Origin of the sequence: Nonomuraea soli, assembly GCF_013761175.1 — a bacterium.
GTDB classification, from domain to species: Bacteria; Actinomycetota; Actinomycetes; order Streptosporangiales; family Streptosporangiaceae; genus Nonomuraea; species Nonomuraea soli.
In genome coordinates this window covers 18,519-42,567 of record NZ_JACDUR010000009.1, presented here as the reverse complement: position 1 = coordinate 42,567, position 24,049 = coordinate 18,519, and the positions used below count along the sequence as shown (strand labels likewise).

The window sequence follows — 24,049 nt, the reverse complement described above, 5'->3', positions numbered from 1 at the left end:
TGTATGATGCAAACATGGAGGCCAAGCCCACGCATCTGATCGAGTTCGAGACGATGCTCTACGAACGTTTCCGCCACCTGGCCAATCCGTCGGCCAGGCGGCGGGGCGGCCTCGACCGCAGCGCCTACCTCCTGCTCAGCCGCCTCCAGGCGGAGGGGCCGATGTCGATCGGCGAGCTCAGCGACGCCTTCCGCCTCGACGTCTCCACGCTCAACCGCCAGACGGCCGCCATGCTCAAGTCGGACCTGGTCGAGCGCATCCCCGACCCCGGCGGCGGCATCGCGCGCAAGTTCCGCATCACCACCGAAGGGCGCGACCGCCTGGAGGAGGAGCGCGCGGCCGGCGTGGCCAGCCTCGACAGGGTCCTGGCCGGCTGGTCGGCCGACGACGTGGCCGCCTTCGCCGGCTACCTGCGGCGCTTCAACACCGACATCGAACGCCTGGCCGGAAGGCCCTGGCCGCGCGGCTGACCCACCCCAGCTCCCACCGAGCTGGGGCTTTTCTTCGCCCATCCATTTGTATGTAACACACACTGTGCATGATGCATGCACGAGGAGTCCCCCATGGTTCATGCCGCACCACGCTCCCGGAGCACCGGAGGCATCATCGGCGTGCTGGCGGTCGCCGGCATCGTCGCGGCGCTCTCCCAGACCCTGGTGACGCCGCTCATCAGCACCCTGCCGCAGATCCTCGACACCAACGCCGCCGACGCCTCCTGGGTGATCACCATCACCCTCCTGGTGGGCGCGATCGCCACGCCCGTCAACGGCAAGCTCGGCGACCTGTACGGCAAGCGCCGCATGATGCTGATCTCCACGGTCCCCCTGGTCGCCGGATCGGTCATCTGCGCCATGGCCACCACGCTCACCCCGATGATCATCGGCCGCGGCCTGCAGGGGCTGGGCATGGGTGTGGTCCCGCTCGGCATCAGCGCCATGCGCGACGTGGTGCCGCCCCAGCGGCTCGGCGCCGCCATCGCCCTGATGAGCTCCTCCCTGGGCATCGGCGGCGCGCTCGGCCTCCCGATCGCCTCCGCCGTCGCCCAGTACGCCAGCTGGCGGGTGCTCTTCTGGGTCGTCGCCGCGCTCACCGCCGCGGTCGCCGTGCTGATCTGGCTGGTCGTTCCCGCCGTCCCCGGCAGGGCGCACGGCCGCCTGGACATCCCCGGCACGCTCGGCCTCGCCGTCGCTCTCGTCTGCCTGCTCCTGGGCATCTCCAAGGGCGCCGACTGGGGCTGGGGCAGCGCCACCACGCTCGGCCTGCTCGGCGCCTCCGTCGTCATCCTGCTCGTCTGGGGCTGGTGGGAGCTGCGCGCCGCCGACCCCCTCGTCGACCTGCGCACCACCGCGCGCAGGCAGGTGCTGCTGACCAACGTGTCGTCGATCTTCGTCGGCGTGGCCATGTACGCCCAGACGCTCGTCTTCATGCAGATCCTGCAACTGCCCGAGGCCACTGGCTACGGCCTGGGCCAGACGATGCTCGCCGCCGGACTCTGGCTGGCGCCCTCCGGCCTGATGATGATGGCCGTCTCGCCCCTCGGCGCCAAACTGTCGGACCGCCGCGGCCCCAAGACCACGCTGGCCGCCGGATCCCTGGTGCTGGCCCTCGGGTACGGCACGGCGTTCGTGCTGATGGACCACGCCTGGGGCGTCATGATCGCGGCCTGCGTCGGCACCGTCGGCGTCGGCCTCGCCTACGGGGCCATGCCCGCCCTCATCATGGGCGCCGTCCCGCTGTCGGAGACCGCCTCCGCCAACGGGTTCAACACCCTGATGCGCTCCATCGGCACCACCACCTCGGCCGCCGTCATCGGCGTGGTGCTCTCCCACCTGACCATCGACCTGGGCGGCCACACGCTGCCCTCGGAGAGCGGCTTCCAGGTCAGCCTGATGATCGGCGGAGGCGTCGCCCTCGTGGCGGCCCTGGTGGCCGTCGCCCTGCCCGGGCCGCGCACCCGCCGCGAGGCGCGCGCCGTCCTGGCGGACGACCTGGTGCCGGAGACCGCCTAGCGCACCGCGTAACCGGGGACGGACGGCCAGCGCACGGTCATCACGACCGACTCCTCCTCCGCCTCCCACGAATGATCCTCGCCCACACCCCACACCACGTAGTCGCCCTGCTCGGCCAGCACCACGTCGCGGTCGCGGAACTCCAGCCGGAACCGCCCGCTCACCAGCAGGAGCAGCGCGGTCCTGCGCTCGCCGACCACCCATTCGGCCCGGCGCTCACCCTTGGTGTGCACCCCCCACTTGATCTCCACATCGGCGCTGTGCCGTACGTCGCCGTCGGGCTGGAAGTGGCCCAGCAACCAGCCGCGCTCGGCAGGGGCGTCCTCGGTGGCGTTCCCGGTATAGATCACGCGGCGTGACGTTAGCGCATCCGCACGAGCAACCTTCGCAGTAAATGTGGGGGAACGGGGGTGTTGTCGCTGAAAAGCTTTGCCATTCCCGGTGCTGGAGTGCCGCGTGTTGCTGGGTAGAACGCCGCCATGGTCTTTCTACGACGTGCGGTGCTCGCCGCTGCTGTCCTGGTCGTCGGGATGGCGGGGCCGGCTGTGGCCGAGGTGGACATCTCCCCGTACAAGGCGGAGCCGGGCGACTCGGTGCGGATCACCACCGACGACGGCGGCGACTGCGGTGACGCCGATCTCGTCGGCGAGTCCGACGCCTTCGACGAGGAGGTGGTCCTGGAGCAGCGCGGCGATCTGGCGGTCGGCGTGGCCGACGTCGCGTGGGACGCCGATCCCGGGCGGTACGACGTGGTGGTGGAGTGCGACCGGGCGACGTTCGTGGATGACGGGTCGTTCATCGTGGTGGGCGGTTGGGGGCCTGACACCGGCGGCGGCGGCCTGGCCCTGAGCGCCGAGACGGCCGCCAAGGGCGAGGCTGTGGTCAAGGGCGAGGGCGCCGACAACAACCACACGGCCGACAAGGGCGCCAACCCCGGCAACAGCCAGGCCGGGGGCAACAGCGAAGTCGCCGGCAAGAGTGACGTCGCCGCCGCTCAGCCGGGGACCGATGGCGTGCAGCTGGTGATGGCCTGCGCCGTGATGGTGATGATCGCCGCCTCCGTCGTCGGCGTCTCGGTGCTCGCGGGCCGTCGGCGCGCTCGGATGCGTGGCTGACGCCGAGGCCCGGGCCGCACGGGCCCGGGCGGCGCTGGCCCTGGCAGGGATCGCGTTGTTGCTCGTCGCGACCACCGCCTGCAAGGCGCAGGACCGCGCCACCGTCGGCCCGCTGACGCTGCCCGCCACGGTCAAGGCCGGTCGCTGGCCGCAGCAGGTCGGCGAGACCTCCCGCTGGGCCAGGCCGGTGCGCGTCATGGTGCCGCGCCTGAAGATCGACGCCCCGGTGACCGGCGTCGGCAGCGGCGAGAAGGGCCGCCTGGAGGCGCCGCCGCTGGGCGAGACGAACCTGGTCGGCTGGGACCGCCAGTCGCCGGTCCCCGGCAATCCCGGCGCGGCGGTGCTGGTGGGCCACCTCGACACCAAGACGGGCCCCGCCGTGTTCGCCCGCCTCCATGAGGTGAGGCCGGGCGACACCCTGGCCGTGGTGCGCTCCGACGACCAGGTGGTCGTCTATCGGGCCACGGCCACGCAGGAGGTCGGCAAGGCCGACTTCCCGGTGCGCAAGGTGTTCACGTCGTCGGGCGCACCTGCTCTGCGCCTGGTCACGTGCGGCGGCCGTTACGACCACGACCGGGGCTCGTACGACGACAACCTCATCGTGTACGGCGAGCACGCCGGCACCTATCGTGCCGTCGACCTCAGGAAGGTCGTCACCCGCGCCTGATCTCGGCCAGCCTGTCGGCGAGGGCGGTGATCGTGTCCCTGCCTTCGAGCGGTGACAGCCAGTGGGCTGGCAGCGCGTCCTGGCCGAGGGCCGCGCCGAGGAGGTTGCCGGTGAGCGAGCCGGTGGAGTCGCTGTCGCCGGAGTGGTTGACCGACAGCAGCAGCGCCGCCGTCACGGCGCCCCTGGTGACCAGGGCGCAGTAGACCGCGATGGCCAGGGCCTCCTCCGCCACCCACGCGCCCCCGAGGGATTCGACCGCCTCCGGTGAGCGGACTTCGGCGGCGGCGAGGTCGACGGCGCGCTGCAGCACGCGGGTCGTCTCCTCGTGGGACGGGTACGAGCGGGTCAGCTCCAGCGTTTTCTCCACGGCCCAGAGCAGGGGTTCGCCGCCCGTCACGAGGGTGATGATCGCGGCGAAGGCTCCGGCGGCCAGGTAGCCGGTCGGATGCCCGTGGGTGATCTGGGCGCACGCGGCCGACAGTTCGAAGGCGGCCCGTGGGTCGGTCGTGACCAGCCCGAACGGCGCCGACCTCATCACCGTGCCGCAGCCCTTGGACGCGGGGTTCACCTCGCCCGCCGCTCCCGCGCGCAGGGTTTCGAACGGGTCGTGGGTGAGCGTGTGCCGTAGTCCTGACAGGCACGCGTTGCCGGGTGCGCGCCGGGAGTAGAGCCATGCCTGCTCGCGCAGCGTTCCCGTGCGCCACGGTTCGACGGGAGGCGGGGGAGTGCGGTGTTCCTGGGTGTCGAGCCATCGCAGGTACGCCTGCCGTACCTCGTGAACCGGGTCGCCTCCGGCCAGCAGCCCTTCGACGGTGAAGAGCGTCATCTGGGTGTCGTCGGTGATGAGCCCGAGCCGGCCGCGCCAGTCGGGGACGTAGCTGTCCGTTCCTGACCTGCCGTGATGTTTCCGGATCTCGCGCAGTGACTCGAACTCGATCGGCGCTCCCAGGGCGTCGCCGATGGCTCCGCCGAGCAGGCAACCGCGTACGCGGTCCGGAAAATCCATGCTGGCCACGATAAATCATGGCAAATGGGGAAGCGGCCACTCATGCTGCGCCGCTTAGCCGCCCCCCTGACCCTCTGCCTGGTGATGGCGGGGTGCGCCGGGGACAGCAGGGTGACGCTCGACTTCTTCCAGTTCAAACCCGAGGCGACCGAGACCTTCGACAAGCTTATCGCCGCCTTCGAGCGAGAGCACCCGAACATCCGCGTGGTGCAGAACCACGTCCCCAACGCCGAGACCGCCATCAGGGCCCGCCTGGTGCGCGGCGACGTGCCCGACGTGCTCGCCCTGAGCGGCAACAGCGTGTTCGGCGAGCTCGCCGAGGCCGGCGTCTTCCGCGACTTCTCCGGATACGCCGGGCGCCAGGCGATCAACCCTGCCGTGCAGAAGGTCCTCGACGACCTCGGCACCTACCGGCGGGGCGAGGTCAACGGCCTGCCGATGTGCACCGCCGCCAACCCGATCCTCTACAACAAGGCCATCTTCGACCAGCACGGCGTGCAGCCGCCCAAGACCTGGGACGAGCTGATCGCCGCGGCCAAACGTTTCCAGGCCGCCGGAGTCACCCCGTTCTACCTGACGCTCAAGGACGCCTGGACGGCCCTGCCCACCTTCAACTCCCTGGCCGCCAACCTGGCGCCGCCCGACTTCTTCGCCGGCCGTACGGCGGACCGTACGACCTTCGCCCAGGCCTACCCCGACGTGGCGCGCAGGCTCGCCGAGCTCTTCCAGTACGGCCAGCCCGACCGCTTCTCGCGCGGCTACGACGAGGGCAACAGGGAGTTCGCCCAGGGCAAGTCGGCCATGTACCTCCAGGGCACCTTCGCCATCCCCGCGATCCGCGAGGCCGAACCGGACTTCGAGATCGGCGCCTTCACCCCGATGGAACGCCTCGTCACCGGCGTCGACGTGGTGATCACGATGCCGCGCGAGCCGCGGCGCCCGCGCGAGTCGCAGCTGTTCGTCGACTACCTGATGAGCCCCGAGGTGATCCGCGCCTACACCCGCGAGCAGGTCTCCATCCCGTCGCTGAAGGACGCGGAGTCGGACGACCCGACCCTCCAGCCGCTCATGCCGTACTACGCCGCCGGGAAGGTCACCGGCTACCCCGACCACCACATCCCGCTGGCTGTCGGCCTGGAGCGGCTCGTGCAGCAGTTCCTCATCGACGGCGACCAGCGGGAACTGCTGGCCGAGCTCGACAGCGAATGGGACAAGGTCATGGAGCGCCGCTCATGAGCAGGGCCTACTACTGGATGGTCGTGCCCGCCTTCGTGCTGTTCTTCCTGCTGCACACCGTGCCGGTGCTGCAGGGGTTCTACTACAGCCTGACCGACTATCCCGGGTACGGCGAGCACGCCTTCGTCGGCATCCGCAACTACGTCAACCTGTTCAAGGACGACCGCGTCCTTGAGGCCTACCTGTTCACCTTCCAGTTCGCGATCGTCGCCACCATCCTGACGAACGTGATCGCGCTGGCGGTGGCGGTGGGCCTCAACGCGCGCATCCGCTTCCAGACGGCGCTGCGCGGCATCTACTTCATCCCGAACGTGCTGGCCATTCTGATCGTCGGCTACATCTTCAACTACCTGTTCGCCAACTCGGTCCCGGCCATCTTCGGCGGGACCAATCTTCTGGCCGATCCCGACCTGGCCTGGATCGGCATCGTGATCGTGGCCGTGTGGCAGGCGGTCGCCTTCAACATCGTCATCTACCTGGCGGGCCTGCAGACGATCCCCGAGGACCTGCACGAGGCGGCGATGATCGACGGCGCGGGGAGGTGGCGGCGGTTCTGGTCGGTGGTCTTCCCGCTGATCGCGCCGTTCTTCACGGTGAACATGGTGCTCTCGGCCAAGAACTTCCTGCAGGTCTTCGACCACATCGTGGCGCTGACCAACGGGGGTCCCGGCAGCGCGACCACCTCGGTGTCGCTGCTCATCTACACCGGCGGCTTCCAGGGCGGGGAGTACGCCTACCAGACGGCCAACGCGATCGTCTACTTCGTGATCATCGTGCTGGTCTCGATCTTCCAGCTGCGCATCCTGCAGCGGCGGGAGGTGACGATGTGAGGCGCAACTGGTGGCTCACCGCGCTCATGGCGGCCGGGTCGCTGACGGTGCTCGTGCCGCTCTACTTCACCGTGGTGACCGCGCTGAAGACCCCGGAGGAACTGGCAGGAGCCGGATTCGACCTGCCGAGGAACCCGGCGTGGGGCAACTTCGCCGAGGCCTGGGAGCTGACGAACTACCCGCAGGCGGCGCTGAACAGCGCGCTCATCACGGTCGGGGCGGTGGCGCTGACGTTGCTGACCAACTCGCTGGTCGCCTACGCCATCGCCCGCAACTTCCACAGGAAGCTCTTCAAGGGCCTGTACTTCTACTTCGTCTCCGCGCTCTTCGTGCCCTTCCCGATCATCATGCTCCCCGTGGTGAAGCAGACCTCGCTGCTCGGGCTCGACAACCAGGCCGGGCTGATCCTGCTCTACGTCGTGTACGGCCTGGCCTTCAACATCTTCCTCTACGTCGGCTACATCCGGTCGATCCCGAGCTCGCTGGAGGAGGCGGCCAGGGTCGACGGCGCGGGCACCTGGACGGTGTTCTGGCGCGTGATCTTCCCGCTCCTGGCCCCCATGAACGCCACGGTCGGCATCCTGACCTTCCTGTGGGCGTGGAACGACTTCCTGCTGCCGCTGGTGGTGTTGTCGAGCCCTGACGCCCAGACCCTGCCGCTGGTGCAGTACGTCTTCCAGTCGCAGTTCAACACCAACCACACCGTCGCCTTCGCCTCCTATCTGATGGCACTGGCCCCGGTGCTGCTGGTTTACGTCTTCGCGCAACGATGGGTCATCTCAGGTGTGTTGCGGGGCTCCGTCAAGGGTTGATGACCTTCAGCCCCTCTGAGAGATTGCGGGTGATATTTCACCACTTGTCCCGGAGGTCGCGCGGTGCCACCCTTACGCCCTGCCCTCGCATTCGCCCTCGTCATGACCCTGGCCACCCCAGCCCAGGCCGTCACGCCGTCCCCGTCGCCGATCTCGGGCGGCCGCACCCAGCCGGTCCACTCCTACACCGACGCCATCCGCGAGCACGTCTACGTCGAGTCCACCATCGACAGCGACGCCGACGGCCGCCTCGACCGCGTCCGCGTCGACATCATCCGGCCGCGCACCGACGCCAGGGTGCCCGTCATCATCGACGAGAGCCCGTACTACGACAACTCCGGGCGCGGCCCCGAGCGGGAACGCAAGGCGTACGACGCCAACGGCGACCCGATCAAGTTCCCGCTCTTCTACGACAACTACTTCGTCCCGCGCGGCTACGCCGTCCTCAACGTCGACATGCTCGGCACCACCAAGTCCGACGGCTGCCCCGACGTGGGCGGCCCCGCCGACGTCCTGGGCGGCAAGGCCGTCATCGACTGGCTCAACGGCCGCGCCACCGCCCACCGCGCCGACGGCAGCACCGCCGTCGCCTCCTGGAGCAGCGGCAAGGCCGCCATGATCGGCAAGTCCTACGACGGCACCCTCGCCAACGCCGTGGCCGCCACCGGCGTCGAGGGACTGACCACGATCGTCCCCATCTCCGCCATCAGCTCCTGGTACGAGTACCAGCGCTCGTACGGCGTGCTCTACAACAGCCTCAACTACCCCGGCTTCCTGGCCGGAGCCGTCGACACCGACGGCGCCGTCAAGTGCGCCCCCGTGCGCGACCGCCTCAACGCCGAGGACGGCGACGAGAGCGGCAACCTCACCCCCTTCTGGCAGCTGCGCGACCACCGCGCCGACCTGTCGAAGATGCGTGCCAGCGTCTTCGCCGTGCACACCGTCAACGACCTCAACGTCAAGCCCGACACCTGGTCACGCTGGTGGGACGCGCTGGCCAAGCGCGGCATCCCGCGCAAGGTCTGGGTCGGGCAGTACGAGCACGTCGACCCGTTCGACTTCGAGGGCAGGCGCGAGATCTGGGTCGACACCCTGCACCGGTGGTTCGACTTCTGGCTGTACGGCGTGCGCAACGACATCATGCGCGAGCCCCGCGCTGACGTGCAGCTGTCGCCCACGAAGTGGATCACCCAGCGCGACTGGCCCGCTCCGCACACCATCCCCGTGGCCCTGCGCCCCTCGCCCGACGGCGCGCTCGGCCTGCTGCCCGCCCGCCCCGGCTCCACGGCGTCGTTCACCGACGTCAAGCTGACCGAGCCGCAGATGGTCGCCGACGTCGGCGTGCCCAACCCGGGCAGGGTCGCCTTCACCACCGCCCCGCTCCCGCTGGACCTGCGCCTGTCGGGCACCCCGGAGGTCGACCTGCGCCTCACCCTGGACAAGCCCGCCGCCAACCTCACCGCCCTGCTCGTCGACTTCGGCGAGACCCCGCGCGTCGACTGGCGCGTCGGCCAGGGCATCGTCCAGCAGCCGACCGAGTCGTGCCACGGCGAGAGCTCACCCGACGACGACGCCTGCTACCGCACCTTCGGCACCGCCGTCGCCACCCGGCCCTACGAGATCGTCGCCCGCGGCTGGATCGACACCCAGAACCGCTCGTCGCTGTCGACCTCGACGCCGATCGAGCCGGGCGTCTCCACCCGGATCCGGTGGAGCACCCTGCCCCAGGACTACGTCTTCCGCAAGGGCAACCGCATGGCGCTCATCGTGGCGGGGACCGACAACTCCTACAACCGCGCCGACGTCGCCACCGGCTCGCTGGTGACGCTCGACCTTACCCGCAGCTCGATCCGGGTGCCCCTGGTCATCACGGCGCCTCTCACCACCGACGAGGTTCCGCAGAGCCGTACGCTCTGGCAGGGCCCGACGCTGGTCGACCTGCCGGAACCCACGACCGAGTTCTTCTAGCCCGTCCACGGGGTGAGGGGACGCCACGGCCTCTCACCCCGTTCTTGTCACACCGGCCCGCCATAGTGAGCTCATCCGGACGAAGAGAGATGATCATGGATGAGCAGCGGCGCGGCCCGTTCTGGGATGTCATGGCCGGCAAGGTCCCCCCGCCCCCGGCCGCCGAACTCCTCGGCTGGGAGCTGATCGCGGTCGACCCCGACGAGGGCACCATCGAGGTGGCGTTCAAGGCGACCGAGCAGTTCGTCAACCCCGTCGGCGTGGTCCAGGGCGGCTTCCTGGCCGCGATGCTCGACGACACGCTGGGCCCGGCGCTGGTGGCGGGGCTGGGGGCGGGGCAGTTCGCCCCGACGCTCGACCTGCACGTGCAGTTCCTGCGCCCCGCCCGCCCTGGCCGGCTCGTGGGCCGAGGGCGGGTCGTGCAGCGGGGGAGCGAGGTGTGTTTCCTCGCGGGCGAGCTGGCGGGCCCCGACGGGCGGCTGGTGGCCGTGGCGACGGCGACGGCGAGGATCCAGACCGTCAGGGAGAGCGCCTAGCGCCTGGGCCGCAGGTGCTGGACGGTGATGCCGCACTCGAACAGCCGCGACTCCACCATCGTCAGCGGGGTGTGGACGCCCGCGGGGAAGACCGGGATGCCCGTCCCGATCGCTGTCGGGTTGACGAACAGGTGCAGGTCGTCGACCAGGCCCGCGGCGATCAGGCTGGTGACCAGCGTGCTCCCGCCGTAGGCGATGAGGTCGCCGCCCGGCTGGGCCTTGAGGCCGTTGATGGTCTCGGCGAGATCGCCGCCGGCCACGACGGCGTTCTTCCACGGCGACTCGGTCAGCGAGTCGGTGATCACGACCTTGGGCGTGTTGTTCATCCAGTCGATCGACTCCTGGGTCTCGCCCTCGGGACCCGACTCCCACACGGGGATGAAGCCCTCGGCGAGCTTGCGGCCCAGGACGATGGTGTCGACCGACTTGCCGAGCTCGTCGGTGTAGGCGCTCAGGGCGTCGTCCCACGGGTAGGTCAGGAAGTCCATCTGGCCCTCGGGGCCGCCCATGTATCCGTCGACGCTGACCTGGGTCTGGAGCTTGAGCTTGCGCATGGCCGGAGTTCCCTTCATCGGTTCGTTGTGGCTTCAGCATCGCGGCCGGCTCTTACCGGATCCTTACGACGGCCTTCAGTCCCACCAGAAGGACCACGAGTGGCCGCCGACCAGCTGCTCGGCGTAGCCGCGCAGGTCTCCGGCCCCCTGGATCACGTTGTCGGGGCAGAAGGTCCAGTGCTCGGCGGCGACGTGCAGGGCGTGCTCCAGGTCGGCGGGCGGGGCGGCCACGCTCAGGTCGAGGGTGTTGAAGCCCAGGCAGACCACGCGTGCCCCGAACCGTTCCTCCCACGAGCGCACGACGGCCGCCATCGGCACCTGCCACTCGTTGTGGTGGATGGCGCCCTGCCAGCCGGTGGCGACCAGAGAGTCGGCTCCTCGTCCCGCCACCGCCAGCCCCAGCGGCATGCCCCGGTCCTCGAGCGACTTGGCGAACCAGTCGGCGACCACGTCGGGATCGGCGACGGGCACCCCGGGTTCGGCTAGGCCGGGGCAGAGCGCGCCGAACGGCTCCAGCTCCGCCAGGGCCTCGGGCGCCGCCTGGGCGACCCACTCCTGCCACACCTCGGCCATGAAGCCCTCGGCGGTGAAGTGGTCGATCATGGCGGGGTCGTCGGGCTCCACGCGGGCGGCCGACCACGGCTGGTGGGTCTCCTCCAGCAGCAGCGGCCAGAGCCCGCTGCGCCGGTGCGCGGCCCGCATCGCCGACCACAACCCCGGCGGCGACGGGTCGAAGCTGATCCAGAACGCCGGGCGCTCGTCCTCCGAGCAGAGCACCTCGCCCTCGGGCAGCACGGCAGGGAGCGTGCGCCCCTTACCGCCGTCGGCGAACAGCTGGCGCAGCTCGGGAGTGAGCTGATGATCCTCCATGCCGGGCACTATCGTAGTGGCCCGATCTTTACGGAGGCTGGAAGTGACGTTTGCCCATGGCGCGGTGCTGTGCGACTTCGACGGGGTGCTGCGGCACTTCGACGGCCAGGCCCAGGCGGCGATCGAGAGCAGGTACGGCCTGGCGCCCGGGGAGCTGCTGAAGGCCGCCTTCGACCCCGCCATCATGACCCCCGCCTGCCTGGGGCGGATCACCGCGGAGGAGTGGGTGGAGCGCCTGGCCGCCGTGGTCGGGGAGCGGGCCGCCGAGGAGTTCTCGCGCGTGCCGTCATGGATCGACGAGGAGGTCAAGGCGATCCTCGCCTCGGTCCAGCAGCACGTGCCGGTGATCCTCGTGACCAACGCGATGACCTCGCTCGAACGCCACCTCGACGAGCTGGGCCTGACCTACTTCGCCGACGACGTGGTCAGCAGCGCCCGCGTCGGCGTGGCCAAGCCGGATCCGCGCATCCTCCTGATCGCGGCCGAGCGGGCCGGCGTGCCCGCCGAGCGCTGCCTGTTCGTCGACGACCGGCTCGAGAACGTGGAGGCGGCCATGGCGCTGGGCATGACCGCCGTCCACTTCACCTCGGCCGCGGACCTACAGCGCCATGTCGAAGAAGCGACGCTCCAGGGTGACCGCGCGGCGGAAGACGTCTAGCACGTCCTCGCGGTGGGCCGGGCCGACCCGGTCCAGCTCACCGCGCAGGAAGCCGACCCAGGCGCGGAACTCCGGCCCTTCGTGCAGCTCGATCCACTCGCGGTGGATCCAGCTGTCCGGGTACGGCCGCGCGGCGCGCGAGGCCCAGCCGAGGTAGCTCCACTCGGCCACGCACAGCACCGCCACGACGAGCTCGTAGCGCTGGCCGTGCCGTACCTCGTCCATGAGGGCCTGGAAGTCGGCGGTCACCGGCTCCGGCGGCGCGCTCGCGGCCCCCAGGGCCTCGATGGCCCGGTGGAAGTAGGTCTTCTCCGAGGTGGTGGCCACGTGTCCGAGGAACTGCCCGTACGGCACGCGCGCCTCGAAGGAGTCGGCACCGGCCACCGCCGCGCCGAGCAGTGCGGTGAAGGAGTCGACGAACTGGAAGTCCTGGACGAGGTAGCGGCGCATGTCCGCCTCGCCGGAGTTGATCGCCATCGCGAACGGGTGGCCGACCACCGCGTCCCACTCCTCGCGACACTGCTCGCGCAACCAATCACTGAAGCTCACCCGGGCACTCTAGTAGCCGCCGGAGGAACTGCTCGTGGGCGAGGGGACCGGGTTCTGCTGCTGCTGCGACTGCTGGGCGGGGTCGCCGGAGCCGGCGGGGCGCAGCAGGCCGATGAGCCCGTGCTGGGCGCCGTCGATGCCCGCGCTGAACCAGATCGTGTTGGTGCCGCCGTTCTCGGCCGTGCCGGGCTCCAGGTCCCACAGGCCGGGCAGGACGACGGTCCGCCCGTTGGCGTCGCGCAGCGCGCCCAGGTGGCGGCCGCGCTTGAAGATGTGGACGGTGCCGTCGCCGAAGTTGCCGACCAGCAGCGCGCCCGCGTAGGCGCCGAAGCCGCGAGGCGCCACGGTGACCGCCCAGGGCGCGTTGAGCGCGCCGCGGCTGATGCGGCCGGTCAGGCGTCCGTCGGAGCTGAACCGGCTGACGAAGCCCTTGCCGCGTCCGGCGACGGACTTGCCGGTGGCCGGGTCGCGCAGGGCCCACGAGACCCAGACGCCGTCACCGGCGACCGAGACGTTGAACGGGTGGTAGGTGCGCGGGACGGCCGGGTCGCGGAACTGCCAGCGGGCCAGCCGTACCCTCCTGAAGTCGTCGTCGAAGGCGTGGATCCTGCCCCCGGCGAAGTCGGCGGCCAGCAGGAACGGGCCGTCGTCGGTCTCCATGAGGGCCAGGCCCTTGTAGTCGGCGCCGCGCGTGAACGCGCCGATGATCGCGTTGGCCGGGTCGGCCTCGGCGTTCCATCCGGTGATCGCCCCGCTGGGGCTGGAGAAGATGAACGTGGCGGGCTTGCCCTTGACGGTGAATCCGTCGGTGGGGTTGACGACCTGGCCGGTCGGGGCGCCGCCGGGGATGGCGACCTCGGTCGGCTCCTTCTTGCCCTGGCCCGAGTAGACGGTGGCCGAGCCGGTGCCGGTGTTCGACACCCACAACGTCTTGCCCATCGCCAGGCCCCACGGGTTGACGACCTTCGGATCGTGGACCGCGGCCCTGCCCTTGACGTCGGAGACGAGGTTGACGACGTCGAAGCGCTGACGCGGGGTCGTGGTCGCGGCTTCGGCGGGTGCTCCGGTGAGCACGACGAGCGTCGCAGCGCAGAGTGTCATGATGCGGTGCTGCATCTGGGCCTCCTAGGTTTGCGCTTGTGACGCGAGGTACGCGGGGGACGGAAGGGGGGTTCATTTTTGGGTATGGGGACCTCATGAACGTTCTGGGCATCGACATCGGCGGATCCGGGATCAAGGGAGCGCCGGTGGACCTGGAGAAGGGCGAGCTGGCCGGCGAGCGGCTGCGCATCCCCACTCCGCAGCCGGCCAAGCCTGAGGCCGTGGCCGAGGTGGTCGGCGAGATCGTCAAGCACTTCGACGCCACCGCGCCGATCGGGGTGACCTTCCCCGGCGTCGTGGTCGACGGCGTCGTGCGCACGGCCGCCAACGTGCATCATTCGTGGGTCGGCGTCGACGCGGGCGAGCTGTTCGGCGGGGCGGTCGTGCTCAACGACGCCGACGCCGCCGGGGTGGCCGAGATGACCTTCGGCGAGGGCAGGGACCGCAAGGGCGTCGTGCTGATGCTGACCTTCGGCACCGGCATCGGCAGCGCCCTGTTCGCCGACGGCGCGCTGGTTCCCAACACCGAGCTGGGCCACCTGGAGCTGCACGGCAAGGACGCCGAGCACCGCGCGTCCGACCGGGTGCGCGAGGAGCACGACATGGGCTGGGACAAGTGGGCCGAGCGGGTCGAGGAGTACCTCCGTCACGTGGAGATGCTCTTCTCGCCGTCGCTCATCATCATCGGCGGCGGCGTCTCCAAGAAGGCCGACAAGTTCCTGCCGCACGTGAAGCTCTCGACCCCGGTGGTGCCCGCCTCGCTGCAGAACCAGGCGGGCATCGTGGGGGCGGCGATGGCCGCCGCCGCCCGCCGATGAGTTTTCGCCGCGCCGCCGGTCTGTAGTGGTGAAGGCATCACCACGAAGAGGGAGACCCAGCCATGCAGAAGATCACGCCGTTCCTGTGGTTCGACAACCAGGCCGAGGAGGCCGCGGCCTTCTACTGCTCGATCTTCAAGAACTCGCGCATCGTGCGGGTCGAGAAGTACGAGAACGCCTCGCCGGACGGCAGCGACGTCACCCAGGTCGTCTTCGAGCTCGACGGCCAGCGGTACTACGCGCTCGACGGCGGCCCTGAGTTCAAGTTCAACGAGGCCGTCTCGCTGTACGTCGACTGCGCCGACCAGGAGGAGGTCGACGAGCTGTGGGCCGGGCTCACCGCCGGAGGCGGCGAGCCGGGACCGTGCGGCTGGCTCAAGGACAAGTACGGCCTGTCGTGGCAGATCGTGCCGCGGTTCCTGACGGACCTGGGCGCCGACCCGAACAAGGAGGCCGCGGGCCGGGCCGTGCAGGCGATGCTGAAGATGTCGAAGATCGACGTCCAGGCCCTGAAGGACGCCTACAACGGCTGAGGGGGCGCGATGGGCCGGCCGAAGGTCACGGCGTCCAGCACCGCGGGCGGGGCGCTGTCGCGCAGGGCCGCGTCGGGCAGTGCGCCGAGGGCGTCGTTGACCGTGGAGAAGCTGACCCGCAGCGCGAGGTAGAGGGTGAGGGCGAAGATCTCGCCGTCGCCGAACCCGGCCTCGCGCAGCGCCCGCACGTCGGCCTCCGTCGTGGAGTTCGGATCGCGGGCGACCTTGCGCGCCCAGGCGGCCATCACCCGCTCGCGCTCGTCGAGACCCTCGTCGTCGCCGCGGATCGCCGCGGCGTCCTCGATCTTGGCGCCCCAGGCCAGCGAGCAGTAGGAGTCGCCAAGCGCTGAGGCGCAGGCGGTGACGAGCACACCCCGGTCGCGCACGCTCAGCCCGAGCTTGTCGGTAGCGAGGCCGAGCAGCCCCATGAGCCCGGCGTGGGCGTCGGGCATGTGCGCCCAGAGCCGGGTGAGGTTCATGACGTAGCCGCGATCGGCCAGGTCCTCTTCGAACATCCCGGCGTCCTCGGCGGGAACGAGGAAACTCATCGCTTGACCTCCATGAGTCGGATCGGCTGCGGCGCCACCCGCAGCGATCATTGCCCGCTGGATCGATCCCGTCCAGCGGCTCGCCCGATATTCGGATGCGGGCGGCCCTGCCGTCAGGCACCATTGGCGGTTGGCTTCGCAGTCCCGAATATCCTTGAAAGCAACATGGGAACATCCGACCTTCACGCACGCCTGTCCGATCTGATGCCGCGCGACCAGCGGCGGATTCGGCGCAGGCTCGACGGCACACGCAGGGTCAAGAGCCGCGAGGCCCGCGAGAAGATCACGGCGGAGATCCTCGCCGACGTCGAGCGGGCCGAGCAGCGGGTGGTACGGCGTCGCGAAGCCGTGCCAGTCGTGAGCTACCCGGAGAACCTGCCGGTCTCCCAGCGCCGCGACGACATCCTCGAGGCGATCCGCGACAACCAGGTCGTGATCATCGCCGGCGAGACGGGCTCCGGCAAGACCACCCAGATCCCGAAGATCTGCCTGGAGCTCGGCCGCGGCGTGCGCGGCCTCATCGGCCACACCCAGCCGCGCCGCATCGCCGCCCGCACGGTCGCCGAGCGCGTCGCCGAGGAGCTCGGCACCACCCTGGGCGAGGTCGTCGGCTACAAGGTGCGCTTCACCGACCAGGGCAGCGACCGCACCCTGGTCAAGCTGATGACCGACGGCATCCTGCTGGCCGAGCTGCAGCACGACCGGCTCCTGGAGCAGTACGACACGATCATCGTCGACGAGGCCCACGAGCGCAGCCTCAACATCGACTTCATCCTGGGCTACCTCAAGCAGCTCCTGCCCAGGCGGCCCGACCTCAAGGTCATCATCACCAGCGCCACGATCGACCCCGAGCGCTTCTCCCGCCACTTCGGCGACGCGCCGATCATCGAGGTCTCCGGCCGCACCTACCCGGTCGAGGTGCGCTACCGGCCGCTCGACGAGGACGACGACCAGACGCAGGGCATCATCGACGCCTGCAAGGAGCTGTCGCTGGAGGGCCAGGGCGACATCCTGGTGTTCCTGTCGGGCGAGCGCGAGATCCGCGACACCGCCGACGCGCTCGGCAAGGCGCAGCTGCGCAACACCGAGATCCTGCCGCTGTACGCCCGGCTGAGCGCGGCCGAGCAGCACAAGGTGTTCCAGTCGCACACCGGCCGCCGCATCGTGCTGGCCACCAACGTCGCCGAGACGTCGCTGACCGTGCCCGGCATCAAGTACGTGGTCGACCCCGGCTTCGCCCGCGTCTCCCGCTACAGCCACCGCACCAAGGTCCAGCGCCTGCCCATCGAGGCGATCTCCCAGGCCAGCGCCAACCAGCGCAAGGGCCGCTGCGGCCGCACCAGCGACGGCATCTGCATCCGGCTGTACGAAGAGGAAGACTTCGTGGGCAGGCCGGAGTTCACCGACCCCGAGATCCTGCGCACCAACCTGGCCAGCGTCATCCTCCAGATGACCTCCATCGGCCTGGGCGACATCGAGGCCTTCCCGTTCGTCGAGCCGCCCGACAAGCGCCAGGTCAAGGACGGCGTGAACCTCCTGCACGAACTGGGCGCCTTCGACGCGGAAGGGTCGATCACCGCCGTCGGGCGCAAGCTCGCCCAGCTCCCGGTCGACCCCAGGCTCGCCCGCATGGTGCTGGAGGCCGACAAGAACGGCTGCCTGCGCGAGGTCATGGTCATCGTGGCCGCGCTGTCGATCCAGGACCCCCGCGAACGCCCGGCCGACAAGCAGCAGCAGGCCGACGAGAAGCACCGCCGCTTCGCCGACCCCGAGTCCGACTTCCTGACCTACCTGAACCTGTGGAACTACGTCAGGGAGAAGCAGAAGGAGCTGTCGTCGAGCGCGTTCAGGCGGCTGTGCAAGGCCGAGTTCCTGAACTACCTGCGGGTGCGCGAGTGGCAAGACATCTACAGCCAGATCCGCCAGTCGCTCGGCGCCCAGCCCAACAGCACCGACGCCGAGCCGTACACCGTGCACGTCTCGCTCCTGGCGGGCCTGCTGTCGCACCTGGGCGTCAAGGACGTCGTCGACAAGAACGTCCAGGAGAAGGGCCGTCGCCCGCTCACCGAGTACGTCGGCGCGCGTAACGCCCGCTTCGCGATCTGGCCGGGCTCCGCGCTGGCCAGGAAGCAGCCCGCGTGGGTGATGTCGGCCGAGCTGGTCGAGACCTCCCGGCTGTGGGCGCGGGTCAACGCCAGGATCGAGCCCGACTGGGTCGAGCCGCTGGCCGCGCACCTGCTCAAGCGCACCTACTCCGAGCCCCACTGGGAGAAGGACCAGGGCGCGGTCATCGCCCTGGAGAAGGTCACGCTGTACGGCATGCCGCTCGTGGTCGGGCGCAAGGTCAACTACGGCCGCATCGATCCCGAGATCTCCCGTGACCTGTTCATCCGCCACGCCCTGGTGCAGGGCGAGTGGGACAGCCACCACAAGTTCCTCAAGGAGAACCGCAAGCTGCTCGAAGAGGTCGAGGAGCTGGAGAACCGCGCACGGCGCCGCGACATCATGGTCGACGACGAGGCGTTGTTCGACTTCTACGACCAGCGGGTCCCGGCCGACGTCGTGTCGGTGCGTCACTTCGACAACTGGTGGAAGCGCGAGCCGGACAAGGACCTGCTCACCTTCACGCCGGAGATGCTGGTCAACCAGAACGCCGACGTCAGCGTGCAGGACTATCCCGACACCTGGCGCCACCTCAACCAGCGCATGCGGCTGACCTACCAGTTCGAGCCGGGCGCCGACGCCGACGGCGTCACGGTGCACGTGCCGCTGCAGATGCTCAACCAGTTCAGCTCCGACGGCTTCGACTGGCAGATCCCGGGCCTGCGCGAAGAGCTGGTCACCGAGCTGATCCGCTCGCTGCCCAAGCACATCCGCCGCAACTTCGTGCCCGCCCCCAACTACGCCAAGCAGGTCCTGGCCGCGGTCGAGCCCGGCAAGGAGCCGCTGCTGGAGGCGATGGAGCGCGAGCTGCTGCGGCTGACCGGCGTGCGGGTGCCGCGCGAGGCCTGGCAGCTCGACCACCTGCCCGACCATCTGCGCGTCACCTACCGCGTCGTCGACGAGCGCAAGAAGAAGATCGCCGAGGACAAGGACCTCGACGCGCTCAAGAAACGCCTGGCGCCCAAGCTGCGCCAGCGGCTGTCGGCCGCGGCCGACGACCTGGAGCGCACCGGGCTGCACACCTGGAGTTTCGGCACCCTGCCCAAGGTCTTCGAGCAGGGCCGGATGAAGGGCTACCCGGCGCTCGTCGACAACCACGACTCCGTGGCCATCAAGATCTTCGACACCGAGGCGCAGCAGCGGCGCTCGATGTGGACCGGCACCCGCCGCCTGCTGCTCCTCAACGTGGTCAACCCGGCCAGGCAGCTGCTCGGCGGCCTGTCGAACCAGGCCAAGCTCGCCCTGTCGCGCTCGCCGCACGGCGGCGCGGTGGCGCTGTTCGACGACGTGGTCACCGCGGCGGTCGACAAGCTCATGCACGACCTGGGCGGGCCGGCCTGGGAGCCGGTCGCCTTCGACCGGCTCTACCAGCACGTGCGGGCCGAGCTGTACGACACCGCCAAGGACGTCCTGGCCAGGACCGAGCAGATCCTGGCCGCCTGGCACTCGATCGGCACCCTGCTCGACGCGGCCAGGCCGGGCGACTCCGTCGACGACATCAGGCACCAGCTGTCGACGCTCGTCTACGCCGGATTCATCACCTCCACCGGGGCCCGCCGCCTGTCCGACGTCTCCCGCTACCTGCGGGCCATCGAGCGGCGCCTGGTCAAGCTGCCCGAGGAGCCGTGGCGCGACGTGGAGTGGATGGACCGGGTGCACAAGGTCGAGGACGACTACGCCGCCCTGCTCGACAAGCTGCCCCCGGCACGGCGGGGCGACCCCGACGTGCGCGAGGTCCGCTGGATGATCGAGGAGCTGCGGGTCAGCTTCTTCGCCCAGACCCTCGGCACGCCCACGCCGATCTCGGAGAAGCGCATCGCCAAGGCCATGGACAGGCTCAGGGAGCCCGCGACGGGTGCCCTAAACTGACCCGCGTGATCAAGGCACTGGTTTTCGACGTCGGCGAGACCCTGATCGACGAGACCCGCATCTGGTCGCGCTGGGCCGACCGGCTGGGTGTCACCCGCCTGACCTTCCTGGGCGTGATCGGCGGGGTGGCGGCGCTCAGGCGTTCGCACCGCGAGGCCTTCCAGATCGTGCGGCCGGGCCTCGACGTCGAGGCCGAGATCGAGGCGTGGGCCGAGGAGGAGCCGGGCAGCCTGCGCAACCACTTCGACGCCGACGACCTCTACCCCGACGTGCGGGAGGCGTTGGGGGGGCTGCGCGAGGCCGGATACCAGGTGATCATCGCCGGCAACCAGCCGGTGCGGGCCTACGACGCCCTGGTGGCGATGGACCTGCCCGCCGACTCCATCCACACCTCCGACGGCTGGGGCGTGGCCAAGCCGCAGCCGGAGTTCTTCGCCAAGGTCGCGCAGGTCGCCGGGCGCGAGCCCGGCGAGATCCTCTACGTGGGCGACCGGCTCGACAACGACGTCCTGGCGGCCAAGCGGGCCGGCATGCACGTCGCCCTGCTTCGCCGTGGCCCCTGGGGGTATCTGCACGCGGCGCAGCCCGAGGCCGCGGAGGCCGACGTGGTCATCGACAGCCTCCACGACCTGCTGCCCTACCTGCGCAAGTGATCGCCGGGCCTCACGGCTCGTCATCCACCCGCATGCCGCGTTCCTCGGCCGGCAGGTCCTCGTCGTCCACGCGCATGGCACGCTCTTCCGCCGGGAGGTCCTCGTCGGTCTCGACGAGGCCGTCGTCGGTCAGCTGGAACCTCTCCCTGGACCCGCGCTCGGGCCGGTCGGGCAGCTCCTCGCGCAGCCGCTGGTCCATGCTCTCGTGCTCGGCCGGGTCGTCGGGCGCTATCTCGTGCCGCTCCCCGAGATCGGTGGTCCACTCCTCGACCTCGATCTCCTGCTCGTCGCTGAGTCCGTAGCGGTCCGGTGGCAATTCGGTCATGCCGGTACTCGTACCCACGAGCTGGCTAAATACCGAGGGCGGCCCCGATGAGCGAGCGCGGGTCGGCGGCGCCGGCCAGCACCCCGTTGTCCTGCACGTCGATGAGGTGCGCGTGCCCGAACGACGACCCGTACGGCAGGGCCGCCACCGGATGGCCGAGCGACTCCAGCCCGCCGCTCCAGGGCGCGCTCTCCTCCAGCTGGAGCACGATCGCGTCGGGGTCGGTCCACGTGTCGAAGCCGGTGGTCGAGCCCAGCCGCCACCGGGGCGCGGCGAGCGCCTGGCCGGGCTGCCTGCCGTACTTCAGGAGCGAGGTGATCACCTGCAGCAGGATCTGCGGCTGGGCGTCGCCGCCCATGGTGCCCACGACGGAGCGCAGCGAGCCGTCGGCCCGGGTGATGAGCGCGGGCGCCAGCGTGTGCGGCGGGCGCCTGCCCGGCGCGTACTCGGCCGGGTGGCCGGGCTCCAGGGAGAAGCCGATGCCGCGGTTGTGCAGGTTGATCCCGGTGTTCGGCTCGATGAGCAGGCTGCCGAAGCCCGAGGCGTTGGACTGGATCAGCGAGACGCCCATGCCCTCGCCGTCGACGGCGCACAGGTAGGTCGTGTCGCCGTCGGCGGTGGGCGCCGCGAGCCTGGAGCGGGCGGCCGGGTCGACGAGCGCGCGGCGCCTGGCGATCTCCTCGGGTGAGACCAGGCCGGCGGCGTTCTCGTGCAGGAGGGCGAGCCGGTCGTGCCCCGCCGCCCGCGACGCCTCGGCCAGCAGGTGGGCGAAGGCGGGATGGTCGGGGGAGTCGGGCAGGTCGAGTCCGTCGACGATGCCCAGCGACAGCAGCAGCAGGTATCCCTGGGAGACGGGCGGCATCGACCAGATCCGGTGGCCGAACGCCTCCACCGACAGCGGGCGCACCCACTCGCCGGTGGGCTTGGCCAGGTCTTCCGAGGTGTATTCGCCCGCGCCGAGTTCCAGCAGGCCGCCGCCGAACTCGCCCAGGTAGAAGCCGTCGCGGCCGTCGTCGACGATGGCCAGCAGGGCACGCGCGACGCCGGGACGGGTCATCAGGTCGCCCGCGGCGCGCACCGGCGCGTAGTCGGTGCCGCCCGGCTGCTCGGCCATGAGGGGAGCGCCCGGCGCCATCAGCGGCGAGGCGGGGAAGCCTGATTCGGCCAGCCGGATCGCGGGTGCGAGCAACTGCTCCAGCGGCAGCCTGCCGTACCTGTCGTGCAGGGCGAGCCAGCCGTCGACGCAGCCGGGCACGGTGACCGAGCGGATGTCCTTCAGGTGTGGCATGCGCGCGTGGCCCTCGGAGCGCAGTTGCGCCGCGTCGGCTCCCGAACCGGCTCTGCCCGAGGCGTCCAGCGCCGTCACCTCGCCGTCGGCGTGCACCAGCGCGAACAGGTCGCCGCCCATGCCGCACAGGTGGGGCGCGGTGACGGCCAGGACGGCGTTGGTGGCGATGGCCGCGTCGGCAGCCGAACCGCCGCGTTCGAGAGCGTTCACCCCGGCGGCGGAAGCGAGGTGATCGACACTGCAAACCATCCCGTAGCGGGCATATCTGGTGTTGTGCACGTAAAAGAGCGTAAAGGGAGAAGTGACACCGCTGTTACCCGGCGCGTGTGGTCTGTGTGACGTGGGTAGGGGGTGCATTATGTCGCGGATGTGGAGGAGGGCCACCAAGCCCGTGGGGGACCTGCCGTCACCGGCCGAGGTACGTGAGGCGATGCGTGCCTTTCCCAGTGAAGGGCTGATCACCAGAAAACAGTTCGATCTCGCTCTCGGCGTGCCGCTGTCCACCGCGGTCGTGCAGACGCTGGCCCTGCTGGCCTGCCGCCCGCACGAGTGTGTGACGGCGGCGCGCGAGGTGGCGGCCGGAGGGCCGACACCGTACCTGCGCGCCTGCGTGCTGGAAGGACTCAGGCTGACCAGCGGGAGCAGACACTTCGCGCCGGAGGAATGGCTCGACGGCGCACCGAGCCCGATCGCCGAGCGGCTGCTGGACCTTGCCCAGGCCGCGCTCGCGGAACTGATCAGGGAACGCGGGTACGAACTGCTCGGGCAACACCTGGGCGACCCGCTACCGCCCAGGATCGATCCCGCCGGCTTCCGCTTCGCCGTACACCCGGTCGGCGCCGCGGCGGTCAGGCGTCCGGTGCCCGTGGTCCCGCGCCAGCGCGTCGACCGCTCGCTCCGCCCGGCGCTCGACCCGACCGGCGACCACCCGGGCCAGGCAAGGCGCGTGGTCGAGCAGAGCGGAGTAGGGATGGCGGCCGCGCGTGTCGCGGACCTGGAAGACGGCGAGGTCGGCGCGGCTACCAGGGCCGAGTGAGCCGATACGGCCCGGCCCACGGTCGCGGCCGAGAGCCGCGGCGCCGCCCAGCGTCGCCGCCCGCACCAGGCGCTCGGCCTGGGTGGGACGGCGGCGGCTCAGCGCCGCCGCGTGGCCGAGAGGGTCACCGGCGAGGGCGAACGGCTCGCCGTCGTCGAGCAGGGCCAGCGCGTCGCCACCCGGGCTGAACGCGATCACCGACTGCCGCAGGAGCAGCAGCTTGCGCTCGCCGGGATCCAGCTGGCCCGAGCAGGCCACATGGCACAGCGGGCCCAGGACGCCCGCCTCGTCGAGCGGGCCGGGCGCCGTCACGGCCAGATCGGCGACCAGCCGCAGACCGAAGGTCCTGGCCAGGACCGCCAAGTCCTCCAGCACCTCGGGATCGGGGGAGTGGGCGGCCACGCCCACCGGCCGATCCGCCTCGCGGATGGCGGTGATCAGGGCGTCGCGCTCGCGCTCCTCCCACGCCTGCGCGTCCGCGCAGCGCACCTCCACGTAGATGACGTCGCACGACTCGCCCAGGCCCGCACGGGTGGTCACACCCGGGGCGTCGCCCGTCGCGAACGGGTCGACCAGACCGGCGACGATCGTGCCCGGCCAGCGCATCTCCCGCGAGCCGGGATAGCCGGCCCGCAGCGCTGACCTCTTGCCCACCTGCAGGACCCGGTCGCCCCTGACGGCGACCGCGCCGTCGCCGATCGGCTCGTCGGCGATCGGCAGGACCATGGGGGCGGTGTGGAGGACGACCGGCCCGGGCTCGCGGCGGCGGAGCAGTTCTCCGGTGCGCGCGGCAGACGGCATCGGCACTCCTCGCCTCGGTGGTGTCAGCAGGCCGCGATCCGCGGAGTTCTCCCGGCGGTCACCGGCGGTTCCCCGGGCGTTCGGCTAAGGGCTTTCCGGCATTT

General features: G+C 70.5%; 24 protein-coding genes. 14 read left to right on the top strand and 10 right to left on the bottom strand.

Annotation, left to right across the window (positions count from 1 at the left end):
• The first annotated feature begins 14 nt into the window (after positions 1-14).
• A complete protein-coding gene (locus tag HNR30_RS39350; RefSeq protein ID WP_181615279.1) occupies positions 15-470 on the top strand; it encodes a MarR family winged helix-turn-helix transcriptional regulator in 456 nt (151 codons plus the stop codon).
• Between the two features lie 93 nt (positions 471-563).
• Positions 564-2,009: an MFS transporter gene (locus tag HNR30_RS39345; RefSeq protein ID WP_181615278.1), complete on the top strand. Its 1,446-nt coding sequence runs from the start codon at positions 564-566 to the stop codon at positions 2,007-2,009.
• Here HNR30_RS39345 and HNR30_RS39340 read toward each other — a convergent pair.
• Complete coding sequence (locus tag HNR30_RS39340; RefSeq protein WP_181615625.1) at positions 2,006-2,356, bottom strand: cupin domain-containing protein; 351 nt, start codon at positions 2,354-2,356, stop codon at positions 2,006-2,008. The genes HNR30_RS39345 and HNR30_RS39340 overlap by 4 nt on opposite strands.
• A 132-nt stretch (positions 2,357-2,488) precedes the next feature.
• On the opposite strand from HNR30_RS39340, the gene HNR30_RS39335 reads away from it, so the two are divergent.
• Both HNR30_RS39335 and HNR30_RS39330 read left to right on the top strand, forming a co-directional pair.
• A complete protein-coding gene (locus tag HNR30_RS39335; RefSeq protein WP_181615277.1) occupies positions 2,489-3,124 on the top strand; it encodes a hypothetical protein in 636 nt (211 codons plus the stop codon).
• Positions 3,117-3,791 (top strand): class F sortase, encoded by a 675-nt coding sequence (locus HNR30_RS39330; RefSeq protein WP_181615276.1) that lies wholly within the window; start codon positions 3,117-3,119, stop codon positions 3,789-3,791. The genes HNR30_RS39335 and HNR30_RS39330 overlap by 8 nt, the downstream gene beginning before the upstream one ends.
• Here HNR30_RS39330 and HNR30_RS39325 read toward each other — a convergent pair.
• Positions 3,778-4,797 (bottom strand): ADP-ribosylglycohydrolase family protein, encoded by a 1,020-nt coding sequence (locus HNR30_RS39325; RefSeq protein WP_181615275.1) that lies wholly within the window; start codon positions 4,795-4,797, stop codon positions 3,778-3,780. The genes HNR30_RS39330 and HNR30_RS39325 overlap by 14 nt on opposite strands.
• A gap of 42 nt (positions 4,798-4,839) precedes the next feature.
• Here HNR30_RS39325 and HNR30_RS39320 point away from each other — a divergent pair, with 42 nt between their 5' ends.
• The 5 genes from HNR30_RS39320 to HNR30_RS39300 all read left to right on the top strand — a co-directional run bounded on the left by HNR30_RS39320 (position 4,840) and on the right by HNR30_RS39300 (position 10,179).
• The gene (locus tag HNR30_RS39320; RefSeq protein WP_181615274.1) at positions 4,840-6,033 is read left to right on the top strand and encodes an ABC transporter substrate-binding protein; all 1,194 of its coding nucleotides are present in this window, start codon (positions 4,840-4,842) and stop codon (positions 6,031-6,033) included.
• Complete coding sequence (locus HNR30_RS39315) at positions 6,030-6,863, top strand: carbohydrate ABC transporter permease (RefSeq protein WP_181615273.1); 834 nt, start codon at positions 6,030-6,032, stop codon at positions 6,861-6,863. Before HNR30_RS39320 ends, HNR30_RS39315 begins: the two co-directional genes overlap by 4 nt.
• Positions 6,860-7,675, top strand: a complete 816-nt coding sequence (locus tag HNR30_RS39310; RefSeq protein WP_312894975.1) for a carbohydrate ABC transporter permease — start codon at positions 6,860-6,862, stop codon at positions 7,673-7,675. The genes HNR30_RS39315 and HNR30_RS39310 overlap by 4 nt, the downstream gene beginning before the upstream one ends.
• 63 nt (positions 7,676-7,738) lie before the next feature.
• Positions 7,739-9,643, top strand: a complete 1,905-nt coding sequence (locus HNR30_RS39305) for a CocE/NonD family hydrolase (RefSeq protein WP_312894973.1) — start codon at positions 7,739-7,741, stop codon at positions 9,641-9,643.
• 95 nt (positions 9,644-9,738) lie between these two features.
• Complete coding sequence (locus tag HNR30_RS39300; protein WP_181615272.1) at positions 9,739-10,179, top strand: PaaI family thioesterase; 441 nt, start codon at positions 9,739-9,741, stop codon at positions 10,177-10,179.
• Here the strand turns inward: HNR30_RS39300 and HNR30_RS39295 are convergent.
• Positions 10,176-10,751, bottom strand: coding sequence for a dihydrofolate reductase family protein (locus HNR30_RS39295; protein WP_246380120.1), 576 nt, complete (start codon positions 10,749-10,751; stop codon positions 10,176-10,178). The two genes, HNR30_RS39300 and HNR30_RS39295, sit on opposite strands and share 4 nt — an antisense overlap.
• 57 nt (positions 10,752-10,808) lie before the next feature.
• Positions 10,809-11,603 (bottom strand): DUF4253 domain-containing protein, encoded by a 795-nt coding sequence (locus tag HNR30_RS39290; protein ID WP_181615271.1) that lies wholly within the window; start codon positions 11,601-11,603, stop codon positions 10,809-10,811.
• Positions 11,604-11,646: 43 nt separating this feature from the next.
• Here HNR30_RS39290 and HNR30_RS39285 point away from each other — a divergent pair, with 43 nt between their 5' ends.
• Positions 11,647-12,261, top strand: coding sequence for an HAD family hydrolase (locus HNR30_RS39285; protein WP_220134542.1), 615 nt, complete (start codon positions 11,647-11,649; stop codon positions 12,259-12,261).
• Here HNR30_RS39285 and HNR30_RS39280 read toward each other — a convergent pair.
• Together HNR30_RS39280 and HNR30_RS39275 are read right to left on the bottom strand one after the other, a co-directional pair.
• On the bottom strand, positions 12,202-12,810 hold the full coding sequence (locus tag HNR30_RS39280; protein ID WP_181615269.1) for a TenA family protein: 609 nt from the start codon (positions 12,808-12,810) through the stop codon (positions 12,202-12,204). The genes HNR30_RS39285 and HNR30_RS39280 overlap by 60 nt on opposite strands.
• A gap of 9 nt (positions 12,811-12,819) precedes the next feature.
• Positions 12,820-13,926 carry a TIGR03118 family protein gene (locus tag HNR30_RS39275; protein WP_181615268.1) on the bottom strand — a complete coding sequence of 369 codons (1,107 nt, stop codon included), beginning with the start codon at positions 13,924-13,926 and terminating at the stop codon, positions 12,820-12,822.
• A gap of 80 nt (positions 13,927-14,006) precedes the next feature.
• Here HNR30_RS39275 and ppgK point away from each other — a divergent pair, with 80 nt between their 5' ends.
• Both ppgK and HNR30_RS39265 read left to right on the top strand, forming a co-directional pair.
• Entirely contained in the window at positions 14,007-14,729 is a 723-nt protein-coding gene (gene ppgK, locus HNR30_RS39270; protein ID WP_181615267.1) for a polyphosphate--glucose phosphotransferase, read from the top strand.
• A gap of 62 nt (positions 14,730-14,791) precedes the next feature.
• Complete coding sequence (locus HNR30_RS39265; protein ID WP_181615266.1) at positions 14,792-15,262, top strand: VOC family protein; 471 nt, start codon at positions 14,792-14,794, stop codon at positions 15,260-15,262.
• Here the strand turns inward: HNR30_RS39265 and HNR30_RS39260 are convergent.
• On the bottom strand, positions 15,250-15,810 hold the full coding sequence (locus tag HNR30_RS39260; RefSeq protein ID WP_220134541.1) for a carboxymuconolactone decarboxylase family protein: 561 nt from the start codon (positions 15,808-15,810) through the stop codon (positions 15,250-15,252). The genes HNR30_RS39265 and HNR30_RS39260 overlap by 13 nt on opposite strands.
• A 165-nt stretch (positions 15,811-15,975) precedes the next feature.
• Between HNR30_RS39260 and hrpA the strand changes: the two genes are divergently transcribed.
• Positions 15,976-19,842, top strand: coding sequence for an ATP-dependent RNA helicase HrpA (hrpA, locus tag HNR30_RS39255; protein ID WP_181615265.1), 3,867 nt, complete (start codon positions 15,976-15,978; stop codon positions 19,840-19,842).
• A 5-nt stretch (positions 19,843-19,847) separates the two neighbouring features.
• Positions 19,848-20,495: an HAD family hydrolase gene (locus HNR30_RS39250; RefSeq protein ID WP_312894972.1), complete on the top strand. Its 648-nt coding sequence runs from the start codon at positions 19,848-19,850 to the stop codon at positions 20,493-20,495.
• A 10-nt stretch (positions 20,496-20,505) separates the two neighbouring features.
• Here HNR30_RS39250 and HNR30_RS39245 read toward each other — a convergent pair whose 3' ends face one another.
• The 3 genes from HNR30_RS39245 to HNR30_RS39235 all read right to left on the bottom strand — a co-directional run bounded on the left by HNR30_RS39245 (position 20,506) and on the right by HNR30_RS39235 (position 23,945).
• Positions 20,506-20,820 (bottom strand): hypothetical protein, encoded by a 315-nt coding sequence (locus HNR30_RS39245; RefSeq protein ID WP_181615264.1) that lies wholly within the window; start codon positions 20,818-20,820, stop codon positions 20,506-20,508.
• Positions 20,821-20,845: 25 nt separating this feature from the next.
• A complete protein-coding gene (locus tag HNR30_RS39240; protein WP_246380144.1) occupies positions 20,846-22,357 on the bottom strand; it encodes a gamma-glutamyltransferase in 1,512 nt (503 codons plus the stop codon).
• Between the two features lie 535 nt (positions 22,358-22,892).
• A complete protein-coding gene (locus HNR30_RS39235) occupies positions 22,893-23,945 on the bottom strand; it encodes an imidazolonepropionase-like domain-containing protein (protein WP_181615262.1) in 1,053 nt (350 codons plus the stop codon).
• Positions 23,946-24,049 lie beyond the last annotated feature (104 nt).